11 protein-coding genes are annotated in these 12,958 nt (G+C 68.0%); 2 read left to right on the forward strand and 9 right to left on the reverse strand.

Translation table 11 applies throughout. The features are described 5' to 3' along the window. A partial coding sequence (locus tag BGN95_RS26920) for an efflux RND transporter permease subunit (RefSeq protein ID WP_502688363.1) occupies positions 1-2,962 on the reverse strand: 2,962 nt, incomplete at its 3' end. A gap of 7 nt (positions 2,963-2,969) precedes the next feature. Continuing rightward, a complete protein-coding gene (locus tag BGN95_RS26925; RefSeq protein WP_286774615.1) occupies positions 2,970-4,157 on the reverse strand; it encodes an efflux RND transporter periplasmic adaptor subunit in 1,188 nt (395 codons plus the stop codon). A gap of 202 nt (positions 4,158-4,359) precedes the next feature. On the opposite strand from BGN95_RS26925, the gene BGN95_RS26930 reads away from it, so the two are divergent. Continuing rightward, positions 4,360-5,082, forward strand: coding sequence for an SIMPL domain-containing protein (locus BGN95_RS26930; protein ID WP_265270096.1), 723 nt, complete (start codon positions 4,360-4,362; stop codon positions 5,080-5,082). Between the two features lie 297 nt (positions 5,083-5,379). On the opposite strand, the gene BGN95_RS26935 is transcribed toward BGN95_RS26930, so the two are convergent. The 3 genes from BGN95_RS26935 to BGN95_RS26945 all read right to left on the reverse strand — a co-directional run bounded on the left by BGN95_RS26935 (position 5,380) and on the right by BGN95_RS26945 (position 6,498). After that, complete coding sequence (locus BGN95_RS26935) at positions 5,380-5,637, reverse strand: GlsB/YeaQ/YmgE family stress response membrane protein (RefSeq protein WP_286774616.1); 258 nt, start codon at positions 5,635-5,637, stop codon at positions 5,380-5,382. Positions 5,638-5,859: 222 nt separating this feature from the next. After that, complete coding sequence (gene sciP, locus BGN95_RS26940) at positions 5,860-6,159, reverse strand: CtrA inhibitor SciP (RefSeq protein ID WP_179513290.1); 300 nt, start codon at positions 6,157-6,159, stop codon at positions 5,860-5,862. 108 nt (positions 6,160-6,267) lie between these two features. After that, on the reverse strand, positions 6,268-6,498 hold the full coding sequence (locus BGN95_RS26945) for a hypothetical protein (protein WP_179513289.1): 231 nt from the start codon (positions 6,496-6,498) through the stop codon (positions 6,268-6,270). 144 nt (positions 6,499-6,642) lie between these two features. Between BGN95_RS26945 and mnmA the strand changes: the two genes are divergently transcribed. Continuing rightward, positions 6,643-7,734, forward strand: a complete 1,092-nt coding sequence (gene mnmA, locus BGN95_RS26950) for a tRNA 2-thiouridine(34) synthase MnmA (protein WP_286774617.1) — start codon at positions 6,643-6,645, stop codon at positions 7,732-7,734. An 82-nt stretch (positions 7,735-7,816) separates the two neighbouring features. Here the strand turns inward: mnmA and BGN95_RS26955 are convergent, their stop codons facing one another. The 4 genes from BGN95_RS26955 to BGN95_RS26970 form a co-directional block, all read right to left on the reverse strand. Further along, entirely contained in the window at positions 7,817-9,367 is a 1,551-nt protein-coding gene (locus tag BGN95_RS26955; protein ID WP_265270102.1) for a DHA2 family efflux MFS transporter permease subunit, read from the reverse strand. 150 nt (positions 9,368-9,517) lie between these two features. After that, positions 9,518-10,732: an HlyD family secretion protein gene (locus BGN95_RS26960; protein ID WP_265314386.1), complete on the reverse strand. Its 1,215-nt coding sequence runs from the start codon at positions 10,730-10,732 to the stop codon at positions 9,518-9,520. Continuing rightward, on the reverse strand, positions 10,729-12,129 hold the full coding sequence (locus tag BGN95_RS26965) for an efflux transporter outer membrane subunit (protein ID WP_265270106.1): 1,401 nt from the start codon (positions 12,127-12,129) through the stop codon (positions 10,729-10,731). Before BGN95_RS26965 ends, BGN95_RS26960 begins: the two co-directional genes overlap by 4 nt. A gap of 131 nt (positions 12,130-12,260) precedes the next feature. Beyond that, the gene (locus BGN95_RS26970) at positions 12,261-12,713 is read right to left on the reverse strand and encodes a MarR family winged helix-turn-helix transcriptional regulator (protein ID WP_265270108.1); all 453 of its coding nucleotides are present in this window, start codon (positions 12,711-12,713) and stop codon (positions 12,261-12,263) included. Between the last annotated feature and the right edge of the window lie 245 nt (positions 12,714-12,958).

The following is a 12,958-nucleotide window of genomic DNA, read 5'->3' on the forward strand; positions in this document are numbered from 1 at the left end:
CGCGCCACGATCCGTCGCCCGACAGCGACAAGGCGGTCGGCACCATCCCGGCGACCATCGCCACGGTGGTCATCACGATCGGCTGCGCGCGCTTGTGCCCGGCGTCGATGATCGCATCGTGCACCGGCACGCCCTTCATGATCTCCTCCAGCGCGAAGTCGATCAGCAGGATCGAATTCTTGGCGACGATGCCGAGCAGCATCAGCAGCCCGATGAACACCGGCATCGACAAGGGATCGCCGACGATCAGCAGCGCGATCAGCCCGCCCAGCGGCGCGAGCAGCAGCGACCCCATGTTGACCAGCGGCGGCAGCAGCCGGCGATAGAGCAGCACCAGCACCGAGAAGACCAGGAACACCCCCGCGATCACCGCGAAGATGAAGTTGGTCAGCATCTCCATCTGCCATTTCGCCTGGCCGACGCTGACCCGCTGGATGCCGATCGGCAGGTTGCGCAGCGTCGGCAGCGCATTGACCTGTTTCATCGCATTGCTGAGCACCAGCCCCGAGGAGAGGTCGGCGCCAATCGTCAGCTGGCGCTGCTGGTTGAGCCGGTTGATCTTGGTCGGCCCCGAACCGAAGCCGATATCCGCCACCACCGACAGCGGCACCGACCCGCCGGTCAGCGTCTGCACCGGCAGGTTCTGGATCGTGGCGAGTTCGGTGCGCGACGATTGATCGAGCGCGACGCGGATCGGCACCTGGCGGTCGCTCAACGAGAATTTGGCGCTGTTCTGATCGATGTCGCCGATCGTCGCGATGCGGATCGCGTTGGACAATGCGGCGGTCGTCACCCCGAGATTGGCGGCAAGATCGAGCCGCGGCTTGATCACGATCTCGGGCCGGTTGAGCCCGCCGGCGATGCGCGGCGCGATCAGCCCCGGAATCTTGGTCATCTCGTTGACCAATTGATCCGCGGTCTGCCGCAACTGCGCCGGATCGTCGCCGCCCAGCGTGATCGAGACGTCGCGGTTATTCTCGCCCCAGCCGAACTGCGACTGGAAATTGACCCGCGCGTCGGGGATCTTGGCCAGTTCGGGCGCCAGGCTGCGCTCGAACGCGGTCGAGGTCATCGACTTGTGGTCCTTGAACTGCGCGGTGACGCGGCCCGAGCCGACCGCGGTGCGGCTGTAGACGCTCCGCACGTCGGGCTGTTTGCGCAGCAGCGCGACGACCTTGTCGACCGTCTCCTGCGTCTGCGCCAGCGTCGAGCCCGGCGCCATCGTGATCGTCACCGCGGAGCGCTCGTCGTCGATCGCCGGCTGGAACTGCATCGGGATCAGCCCGAAGCAGACGATCGTCAGCAGGAAGGCGCCGACCCCCATCCCGATCACCCACAGGCGATGATCGCGGAAATAGCCGGTCAGCCGCTTGAGGCCGCCCTGCGCGCGGATCGCCGGCGCGCGACCGGTGTCCATCGTCCAGTGCAGCACCTTGAGATAGACGTCCATCAGCCAGCCTTCGCCATGCGTGGCGTGGCCCCCGGCCTTGAGGAAATAAGCCGCGATCATCGGGGTGATGAGCCGCGCGACGGCAAGGCTCATCAGCACCGCGACGACGACGGTGAGACCGAAGTTGCGGAAGAACTGCCCCGAAATCCCCGGCATCAGCCCGACGGGCAGGAACACCGCGACGATCGCCATCGTCGTCGCCAGCACCGCGAGACCGATCTCGTCCGCTGCGTCGATCGCCGCTTGATAGGCGGTTTTGCCCATCCGCATGTGGCGCACGATATTCTCGATCTCGACGATCGCGTCGTCGACCAGCACCCCGGCGACGAGGCTGAGCGCGAGCAGCGTCATCCCGTTGAGCGAGAAGCCCATCAGATCCATGAACCAGAAGGCCGGGATCGCCGACAAAGGGATCGCGAGCGCCGAGATCATCGTCGCGCGCGTATCGCGCAGGAACAGGAAGACGATCAGCACCGCCAGCGCGGCGCCCTCGAGCATCGCGTGGATCGCGCTCTTATATTGCTCCAGCGCATATTTGGAGCCGTCGTAGCGCAGCTGGAAATGCACCTTGGGGTTGCGCTTCTCCAGCATCTCCAGCTTGGCCTTGGCCTCGCGGAACACGGTGACGTCGGAATAGCCCTTGGCGCGCTTGAAATCGAAGCTCAGCACCGGGCGGCCGTCGACCGCCGCGGCGGTGCGCTGCTCGGCATAGAGATCGCGCACCGTCGCGACGTCGGCGAGCTTGACCGTCCGCCCGTCGCCGACCGAGATCTGCGTCTGGCCGAGTTCGTAAGCGTTGCGCGCGTTGCCGAGCACGCGCAGCGATTGTTCCGCCCCGGCGATTTCGGAGCGCCCCCCCGCCGCGTTCAGGTTCACCTGGCGGAGCTGCTGGTTGATCTGGCTCGCGGTGAGCCCGAATGCGGCGAGCTTGGCCGGATCGAGAATCACGCGGATCTCGCGATCGACCCCGCCGTTGCGCTCGACCTTGCTCAGCCCGGGGACGGAGAGCAGCTCCTTGGCCACCGTATTGTCGATGTACCAGGAAAGCTGCTCGATCGTCATGTCGCTGGCGATCGCGGAATAGCTGCCGACATCATTGTCGTTGGCCTTCACGCGGGTGATCTGCGGCTCCAGAATGCCTTCGGGCAGGTTGGAGCGGATCTGCACCACCGCGTCGCGCACCTCGTTCACCGCGCGATCGATCGGGGTGCCGATGTCGAGCTGGACGAAGGTGGTCGAGCTGCCCTCGCTGACGAACGACTGGATCTCGTCGATCCCCTCGACCGAGCGCACCGCCGCCTCGACCCGCTGCGTCACCTGCGTTTCGAGCTCGCTCGGCGCCGCGCCCGGCTGCGAGATCTCCACCGTCACCGCCGGGAATTCGATGTCCGGATCCTGGTTGATGTCCATGCGGATGAAGCTGACGATGCCGGCCACCGTCAGCATGCAGAACAGCACGATCGACGGAACCGGGTTCCGGATCGACCAGGCGGAGATATTGCGGAAGCTCATGGCGCTATCAGCCTTTGGCTTTCTCGGTGCCCTTTTCCACGACCGGGACGACCTTTTGCCCCGGATTGAGGAAAGCACCGGCGGAACGGATCACGCGCTCGTTGCCCGTCAGCCCCTCGGCGATCGCGACGTTGCGATCGGTGACGGTGCCGAGCCGAACGTTGCGCCGCTCCACCTTGTTGTCCTTGCCGACGATATAGACGAAATTGCCGCGGTCGTCGCTCAGGATCGCCGATTGCGGCAATTGCGGCTCGTTGCTCGCCCCGCCGATCAGCGTCGCCGAGGCGAAACCGCCCGGGCGGAGCGCCGGATCGTAGGAAAGCTGGATGCGCGCGATGCCCTGCCGCGTCTGCGGATCGATCACCGGCGACACCTGCCACACATGCCCGGAGAAGGAGCGCGATTCGCCGACCGGGGTGACGATGGCGCCGTCGCCGACGCGGACCTTGGCGAGATCGGCCTCGGCGAGCTGCGCGCGCATCTCCATCTCGCCGCCCTTGGCCATGCGGAACAGGGTGCCGGTGGTCGCGCCGATGATCTGCCCCGGTTCGACCTGCCGCGTCAGGATCAGCCCCGCTTCCGGCGCGCGGATATCGAGCCGGCGGTTGCGCGCGCCCTGCTCGGCGGCGGTGGCCTGCGCCACCTTGAGCCGCGCGGCGGCGGCATCGCGCGTCGCGATGCGGCGCTGCACGTCGGCCTGGCTGATGAACCCGCGCCCGACGAGCTGCTGCGCGCGCTCGAGCTCCTGCTGGGCGAGCACCAGATCCGATCGTGCGACGCCGATCTGCGCATTGAGGCTCGCCGCGGTCTGCGCCTGCACCGAGCGGTCGACCACCGCGAGCACCTCGCCCGCCGCGACCCACTGCCCCGGCTCGACCAGCACGCGGGTCACCATCCCGCCTTCGCCCGCGACGCCGACCGGCATCTCGCGCTTGGCGGCGAGCGACCCGGTGGCGTTGATCTGGCGCGCGACCGATCCGCTGCCCGGCACCATCACGGTGACGGTCGGCGCCTGATCGGCCGGCGACATGGCGGGCGCGTCGCCGCCGCGATGCGTCAGCGCATAACCGCCGCCGCCCGCCAGCACGAGCGCGAGCGCGCCGCCGATGATCCAGCGGCGCCGATTGCGCGCGCGGGTATCCGGCCCCTCGATCGCCAGCCGCTCGCCGCCCAGACTGCCGGATTCGTAATTCATTCGGCTCACTTCCCCGTCCCGGCGCCCTGATCGCCTCATTTACCTCGGCGCTGTATTATCGGAATAAATCACCGCACTCAAGTGCCCCCGCAAATGCCCGGTCGAGGTGGCGGAATTGAGGCTGGGGCCGTTCATCCCCGGTTGATCGAAGCTCTGCCACAGCTCGTCGCAGCAAGTGATTTTCACGGGAGCTTTGCAATCTATGCGTCTAATCTTTTCCCTCGTGACGCTCGCCGCCTGCGCGGCCGCCACCCCGGCGCTGGCGCAGGCCGCCACGCCCGCGATCCTGCCCGACGGGACGTTGCTCGATATCACGGCTACCGGCCAGGTCAGCCGCACCCCCGACATCGCGACGATTCGCGCCGGGGTGGTGACCCAGGCGCCGACCGCCGCCGCCGCGCTGAGCGAAAATGCCGCGCGGATGACCCGCGTGATCCAGGCGCTCAAGGCGGCCGGGATCGCCGAGCGCGACATCATGACGAGCAGCGTCGGGCTCTCGCCGCAATATCGCTATCAGCAGAATGAGGCGCCGGTGATCACCGGCTATCAGGCGAGCAACAACGTTTCGGTGAAGTTCCGCGATATCGCCAAGAGCGGCGCCGCGCTCGACGCCTTGGTCAAGGCGGGCGCCAACCAGATCGACGGGCCGTCGATGTCGATCGACAAGCCCGGCGCCGCGCTCGACGAGGCGCGCGCCGAGGCGGTGAAGACCGCGCGCACCCGCGCCGAGCTTTATGCCAAGGCGGCGGGGTTGCGCGTCGTGCGGATCGTGTCGATCAACGAAAATGGCGAGAATGACGGCGGCTCGCCGCGTCCGCCGGTCGCCTATATGCGCGCCGCCAAGGCCGATATGGCGGAAACCCCGATCGTCGCCGGCGAAACCGAACTGTCGGTGACGCTCGGCGTGCGCTTCCTGCTGCAATAAGCGCGCGCCAGTCGAACTTGCCCTTCAGTCGTCATGCCGGGCTCGACCCGGCATCCAGAGCCACGAGCGATATCGCCTGTTGCCCTGGATGCCGGATCAAGTCCGGTATGACGAAAGGATGACGACGTCGGAAGCCTTTGGCGACGCCTATCTGACCGAAGGCGGGAGCTCAGACCCGGTCCCCGCCTTCGCGAGGACGCAAAGATCTAAGGCGGCGGGCTCGCCACATCAAAAACACACGGCCGCCCGATCGCTCGGGCGGCCGTTTCGTTTGACGACGTTTGCGTCAGTAACGGATCAGCGCACAGACCCGCGGCGGACGAGGTTGACGATCCCGAGCAGGACCACCGCGCCGAGCAGCGAGACGAGGAACGAATAGACCGACAGCCCGGCCTGGCCGAAATTGCCGCCGGAGAAGATCAGCCCGCCGATGAACGCGCCGATGATGCCGACCACGACGTTGAGGAAAATCCCCTGTTGCGCATCGGTCCGCATGATGATGCTCGCGAGCCACCCGATAACGCCGCCGACGATCAGCCAAAGAATGATACCCATGGCACTACTCCCAAGCTTTCGCCCGGCGAGCGCCGGGCTGCCTTACCTGATCAAGTAAATGCCGATGGGCCTTCTTTGTTCCGGCTGGCGCACGATGCCCGGGCAATAAGACGGCGCCGGCCCCCTTCCTTCGCCCTCCCCGGTTGCTGTCCGTTGGGAAGGGCGAAGGAACGACGCCGGCGCCGCTCACTTATCCGGCCGCGCGGGCCGGATCGGGTGATCTCAATATTTCTGCTGGCGCTCGTAGAGCGACCGGTAATGTTGAATCCGCGTCACGCGCAGCCCGGGCATCCCGGAGCGATCGATCGCGCGCTGCCAGCTCGCGAACTCCTCGACGGTCAGCCCGTAACGCTCGCAGACTTCATCCACCGTAAGTAAGCCACCGTTCACCGCAGCGACCACTTCGGCCTTCCGCCGGACCACCCAGCGCGTCGTGTTGACGGGCGGCAAAGTCTCCAGCGTGAGCGGTTCTCCGAGCGGCCCGATGACCCTTGCAGGGCGGATTTTTTGGTTTTCAATCATTACTTTAACCTTCGGTTCGGGGCGGGGGGCCCCCTCTCCAACTACGGGGACTATGACGTAACCGGGTGGCTGTTGCGTGCCGCCTAAGCAGCACGGTAAACGCGCCGTTCACCGGTCCCTCCATTCCGTCAGCGTCCGGGCGGCAATACCGTTGAACGCACCGTCGGCTGGCGCAAAACGCGCGCCGAGCGACGGTTGGTGCATCATCTGCGCCTGGGCGATCGCGGTCGGCGAGGCAGCCTGCCGCGCCGCGATCCGCACAAGCAGCACCGCGAGATCGACCGGCAGCGGCACTGCCGCATCGGCCTTGATGTCGAATCCGGCGAAGCTCAAATCCATTACGACCCTTACGTTACTCGTGCCGTGCGAGGCACAGGTCGCTTCTAACCAAAGGGGGTTAAAAACCTCGTAAACGACGGGGCAACGGTTCGTTCACAAAGGTAACTTTGCGTAACGCCGAGGGCTCCTATATCGGGACCTGCGATGAATCGGGCTGAATTTCAGTTGGGCGAAAGCCTGTCGGGCAAGCGCATCGTCGTCGCCATGTCGGGCGGGGTCGACAGCTCGGTGGTCGCCGCGCTGGCGCATGCGACGGGTGCGGAGACGATCGGGGTCACGCTCCAGCTTTACGACCACGGCGAGGCGGTGGGGCGTGCCGGCTCGTGCTGCGCCGGGCGCGACATCCGCGACGCGCGCGCGGTGTGCGACCGGCTGGGGATCGCGCATTATGTGTTCGATCATGAATCGCGCTTCCGCGAGACGGTGGTCGATCGCTTCGCCGACGAATATCTCGCCGGGCGCACCCCGATCCCCTGCGTCCAGTGCAACATGGGGCCGAAGTTCACCGATCTGTTCGCGCTGGCGCGCGATCTCGGCGCGGATTGCCTCGCCACCGGCCATTATGTCCGCCGCGTGATCGGCGCCGACGGCCCGGAGCTGCACCGCGGCGCCGATCCGGCGCGCGACCAGAGCTATTTCCTCTTCGCCACGACGGCGGCGCAGCTCGATTTCCTGCGCTTCCCGCTGGGCGCCCTGCCCAAGCCACGGGTGCGCGAGATCGCCGCCGAGCTGGGGCTGCTGGTCGCGGCCAAGCCCGACAGCCAGGACATCTGCTTCGTCCCCGATCGCGATTATGCCGGGCTGGTGCGCAAGCTCCGCCCCGAAGCCGATACCGCGGGCGAGATCGTCGACCTCGAAGGGCGTACGCTCGGCCGGCATCGCGGGATCATCCATTTCACCGTCGGCCAGCGCCGCGGGCTGGAGATCGGCGGGACGGCGGAGCCGCTCTATGTCGTGCGCGTCGATGCCGCCGAGAAGAAGGTGGTGGTCGGGCCGCGCGCCGCGCTGGCGGTGGGCGCGGCGCGGCTTGAGGGGATCAACGTGCTCGGCCCGCTCGACGCGCCGCTGAGCGCCAAGGTGCGCTCGATGGCCAAGCCGGTGCCGGCGTGGCTGGTGGGCGACCGGCTGGTGTTCGACGCCCCCGAATATGGCGTCGCGCCGGGGCAGGCGGCGGTGCTCTACGATGGCGATCGCGTGCTCGGCGGCGGCTGGATCGCGGCGACCGAGGCGGCGTAGCGTCCGTCTGGCATGTCCCTTCGGGATATGGCGGGCTGGTGCCGCCGAAAATGCGGCTTCGCGCATTTTCCAAACGCTCTGCTCAATCCGCCGCCACCGGCCCATTGTTCGCGGCGGGGCGGCGGGTGAACCACACCACGACGATCAGCACCGCGGAGAGCCACGCCGACAGCCGGAACAGATCGGTCGAGGCGAGCAGATAGGCCTGCCCGACCATCTGCCGCGTCACCGCCGCCGCCGCCTGCGTCGCATCGAGCCCGAGCCGTCCGAGCCCCTCGACCGTCAGGCGATAGGGCATGCCATCCCCCACCGCGGCGGCGAGATGCGCCTGGTGGTGCGCGGCGCGATGATCCCATGCCGTCGTGATGATCGACGCCGCAAAGGCACCCGCGACGATCCGCGCGAAATTGGAGATGCCGGTCGCCGAGGGGATTCTCTCCGGCGGGATGCGATCGAGCGAGATCGTCACCATCGACAGGAAGAAAGTGCCCATCGACACGCCCTGCACCAGCAAGGGCAGGGTGAAGTCCCAGAAGCTCGCGGTCGTCGTATAGCCCGAGCGCATCCAATAGCTCACGGCGAAGCCGACGAACGCCACGGTGGCGAGGATACGCGCGTCGATCCGCCCGGCGAAGCGCGCCGCGAACGGGGTGATCATCACCGCCACCACCCCGCTCGGCGCGGCGACCAGCCCGGCCCAGGTGGCGGTGTAGCCGAGCTGGGTCTGTAGCCATAAAGGCAGCAGCAGCACATTGGCGAAGAACACCGCATAGCCGAGGCAGAAGGCGAGCGTGCCGATCGCGAAATTGCGGTTGGCGAACAGCGACAGATCGACCGTCGGATTGGCGTCGGTCAGCTCCCAGATCAGCCAGGCGACGAACGAGATCGCGGCGGTGATCGCAAGCACGACGATCGTCGTATCGTTGAACCAATCGGCATTCTTGCCGAGATCGAGCATCACCTGCAGCGATCCGACCCACAGGATCAGCAAGCCGAGCCCGACGGTATCGATCGGCGCCTTGAAGGTCGGCGTCTCGCGCCTGGCGAGATTGAGCCAGCAGATGCTGACGACCAGCACCCCGATCGGCACGTTGATCAGGAAGATCCAGCTCCAGTGGTAATTGTCCGAGATATAGCCGCCGAGGATCGGCCCCATGATCGGCGCGACCAAGGTGGTCATCGACCAGATGCCGAGTGCGGTGGCGCGTTTCTCGGGCGGGAAGACCGAGATCAGCAGCGCCTGGCTGCCCGGCATCATCGGCCCCGACACCGCCCCCTGCAGCACGCGGAAGACGATCAGCGAGGGAAGGCTCCACGCAATGCCGCACAGCAAGGAGGCGATCGTGAACAGCACCAGCGAGGCGCAGAAGGTGCGCACCACGCCGAAGCGCCGCATCAGCCAGCCGGTCAGCGGCACCGAAATGCCGTTGGAGACCGCGAAGGCGGTGATGATCCAGGTCGAATTGTCGCTCGACACGCCGAGGTTGCCCGCGATCGTCGGCAAAGAGACGTTGGCGATCGTGCTGTCGAGCACCATCATGAACGTCCCCATCGCCAGCGCGACGGCGACCAGCGCCAGCCGCGGGCCGTGAAGTGGCGGCGGCGCGGCGGGGGCGGGAGGAGCACTACTCATCGCGCGCCTTCCTTCGTCGCCATGCCAGCCGAACCCGCGCTCCCCTCTCCCCGTTCGGGCTGAGCTTGTCGAAGCCCTGCCTTTTCTTCCGAAGAAGTGCAGCCCTTCGACAGGCTCAGGGCGAACGGAGCCATATGCATCTGCCCCGCCTCAGCGGTTCGCCGCGATGATCTGGCGGATGCGCGCCTCGACCGCGGGATCGTTGCCGTCGACCGCGACATCGCCGCGATAGGGCACCGCCGCCCCGCGCGCGAGCCGCGCGCCCGATTTGTCGGCGGTGTCGACTGTCGCATTGACCGACAGCCCGACGCGCAGCGGATTGGCCGCCAGCTCCTTCGCATCCAGCGCGATCCGCACCGGCACGCGCTGGACGATCTTGATCCAATTGCCGCTGGCATTCTGCGGCGGGAGCAGCGCGAAGGCGTTGCCGCTCCCCGCGCCGACGCCGATCACGCGGCCGTGATAGACCGTCTTGCCGCCGTACATGTCCGACACCACCGTTGCGGGCTGGCCGATACGCAGATCGCGCAGCTGGGTCTCGCGGAAATTGGCGTCGACCCACACGCGGTTGAGCGGCACGACCGCCATCAGCGGCGTCCCCGCCTGGATCTGCTGGCCGACCTGGACGCTGCGCTGCGCCACCACGCCGTCGATCGGCGCGATGATATGCATATGTGCGCGGGTGATCGCGGCGCGGCGATAGGCGGCGATCGCCGCGAGCACCGCGGGGTTGGTGTTGACGTCGGTGCCGACCACCGCGCTCTTGGCCTGCGCCTCCTGCGCGCGGGCGAGCCCGAGCGTCGCGGTCGCGACCTTCACCGCATCGGCGGCGTGGCTCAATTCCTCGCCCGAGATCGCGCCGGCCCCGGCGGCCGACTTGCGGCGCGCGAAATCGGCCTGCGCCGCGGCGAGCTGCGCCTCGGCCTGGATCACCGCGGCGCTCCCCGCCCCGACCTTGGAGAAATCGGCGCGGGTGGCGCGCACCGCGCGCGCCAGTTCGGCCTCGGCGGCGGCGAGATTGACGTCGGCGGTCGCCGGATCGAGGTCGATCAGCGGCTGGCCGGCCTTCACCGCCTCGGTATTGTCGGCGTGGAGCGACACCACCGTCCCCGCGTCGCGCGCGGTGATCGACACCACGTCGCCTGCGACATAGGCGTCGTCGGTCTCTTCCGACGGCGGGGCGAGCAGCACCCCGAAGATAAGATAGCCGAGCCCTGCGGCCACCACGACGATCGCGAGCAGCGTCAGCAGCCGCCTGCGCGCACGCGGATTGCCGCGTGCCGGCGGAGGCGGCGGTGCGGCGGGCGCGGCAGCCGCCGGCGGCGGTGCGTCGTTGGCGGAGGCGGGATTTTCTGCGTCGGTCATTGCGTGATGCCCCGGGAAGGATCGAAGCCGCCGCCCAGCGCCTGGGCGAGCTGCGCGCGCGCGGTAAGCGCGTCGATGGCAAGATTGGTTTCGGCAAGCTGCGCGTCGAGCAGCCGCACGTCGGTGTCGATCAGGTCGAGCCGCGAGGCGAGCCCGCTCGATACGCGGATATGGTTGAGCCGCGCGGTCTCGCTATAGCCGCGCACCACCTCGGCCTGCCGCGCGCGCTCGGTTTCGGCGGCGCGGATCTTGGTGATCGCATCGGCGGATTCGCGCACCGCGCCGACCACCTTCTGGTTGTAATCGGCGATCGCGAGATCGAGCCCGGCGGTGGCGCCCGCCAGATCGGCCTTGAGCCGGCCGTTGTCGAAGATCGGCAGATGGATCGCCGCGCCGCCGCCGGCGACGCTCGAATCGCCCTTGAACATATTGGCGATGCCGATCGCCTGCACCCCGGCCAGCGCGGTGAGGTTGATATCGGGGTAGAAAGCGCGCCGCGCGACGAGCTTGCCCGCCGCCGCCGCCGCGATCCGCGCCTGCGCCGCGGCGATATCGGCGCGGCGGGCGAGAAGGTCGGCGGGGATCGTCGCGGGGAGCGCCAGCGACACATCGACCGGCACCTGCGTCGCGGCGATCGTCGCGGGATAATCCGCGCCGCGCCCGGCAAGCGCGGCGAGCGCATTGACCGCCAGCGCGCGCGCCGCTTCCGCCCGCGCCAGCGCGAGTTGCGCCTGCGCGAGCAACGTCCCCGCGGCCTCGCGATCGAGCTTGCTCGCGAGGTTGCTGCGGATGCGAACGTCGGTGAGCTGGAGCGATTGCGTCCGCGCCGCGATCGTGCGCTGCGCCAGCGCCGCCTGCCGCTCGGCGCGCACCACCTCGAGATAGGTCGAGACGATCGCGCCCTCGAGCATCAGCCGCGCCGCCGCGGCATCGAGCGCTGCCGCCTCGGCCGAGGCGCGCGCGCCGGCGATCGCGGCCTTTTGCCGCCCGAACAGATCGAGGTTCCACGCCAGATTGGCGGTCGCGTCGCCGAGGAAGCGCACCGTGCCGCCATAAGGCGGCGGGATGATGTAATTGCCCGACAGGCGCTGCCCGGTGCCGTCGGCGGTGAAGGTCACATTGGGGCCGTCCGCCGCCTTGTTCGCGGCGAGCGCGGCCTGCGCCTGTCGCACCCGCGCGGCGGCGATATCGAGCGTCGGGCTCCCCGCGACCGCCTCGGCGACGATCCGGTCGAGCTGCGGGTCGCCCAACGCGTGCCACCATTGCGCATCGACCTGCGGCATCGGCGCGCCGGCCAGCCCGAGATCGGCGGGCGCCTTCTGGCTGACCGCCGGGCGCGTGTCGGCGGGCACGCAGGCGGCAAGCGCGGTGGCGGTGACGAGCGCGAGGATTGTCACAGCGCGGCGCGAAGAAGCGCCGTTCGCCCTGAGCCTGTCGAAGGGCGTCCCCACCTCTCGAACGGCAGGACGCCCTTCGACAGGCTCAGGGCGAACGGGAAGGTTCAGCGCTTCACGAACCAAGCGTCGCATCAACCCGCCCTCTCCATCGATATCCTGAGCCGCTGGAGCGTCGCGACCAGCCCGGTCACGTCCTCGTCGCTCCAGTCGGCGAGCCAGTGATTCCACGCCGCGATCACCTTGCGCCGTCCGCGCATCGCCACGTCATAGCCTTCGGGGGTCAGCGCGAGCCGGATCACCCGGCGATCGTCCGCCGCGCGCATCCGCTCGACCCAGCCGCGCTCTTCCAGCGTGTCGATCAGCCGCGTCATCGCACCTTTGTCGTGCGACAGGCTACGGGCGAGTTCGCCGCAGGTGTCGGCGAAATGGAAATGGAGCGAAACCATCGCCATCCATTGCGTCGCGGTGATCCCTTCACCGGCAAGCGCCTGTTCCAGCCCGGCCATGCTCATCTGGTTGATCACCCGCACGAGATAGCCCGGCGAGGAATCGGGGACGAAATTGGCCTCGGTGAACGGCTCCATATCGTTGCTTTAGCAACTATTGCCGAAGCAGGCAATATCGGTCTCTCTCCCGTCATGCCGGACTTGATCCGGCATCCAGAGCCACTGACGCCGTCGCCCGAGACTCTGGATGCCGGGCCCGGCATGACGGCGGGGGAAACGGCATCACACGTGTGAACTTTGTGAACTTTGGCGAGTCGAACGGCGCGGCTTTACGCCCGGGTCGCCCCCGCCTGGCCTCGGCTCAACGACGTTCAGGAGTCTGC

Origin of the sequence: Sphingomonas sp. 66-10 (genome assembly GCF_001897045.1) — a bacterium.
Taxonomy (GTDB): domain Bacteria; phylum Pseudomonadota; class Alphaproteobacteria; order Sphingomonadales; family Sphingomonadaceae; genus Sphingomonas; species Sphingomonas lycopersici.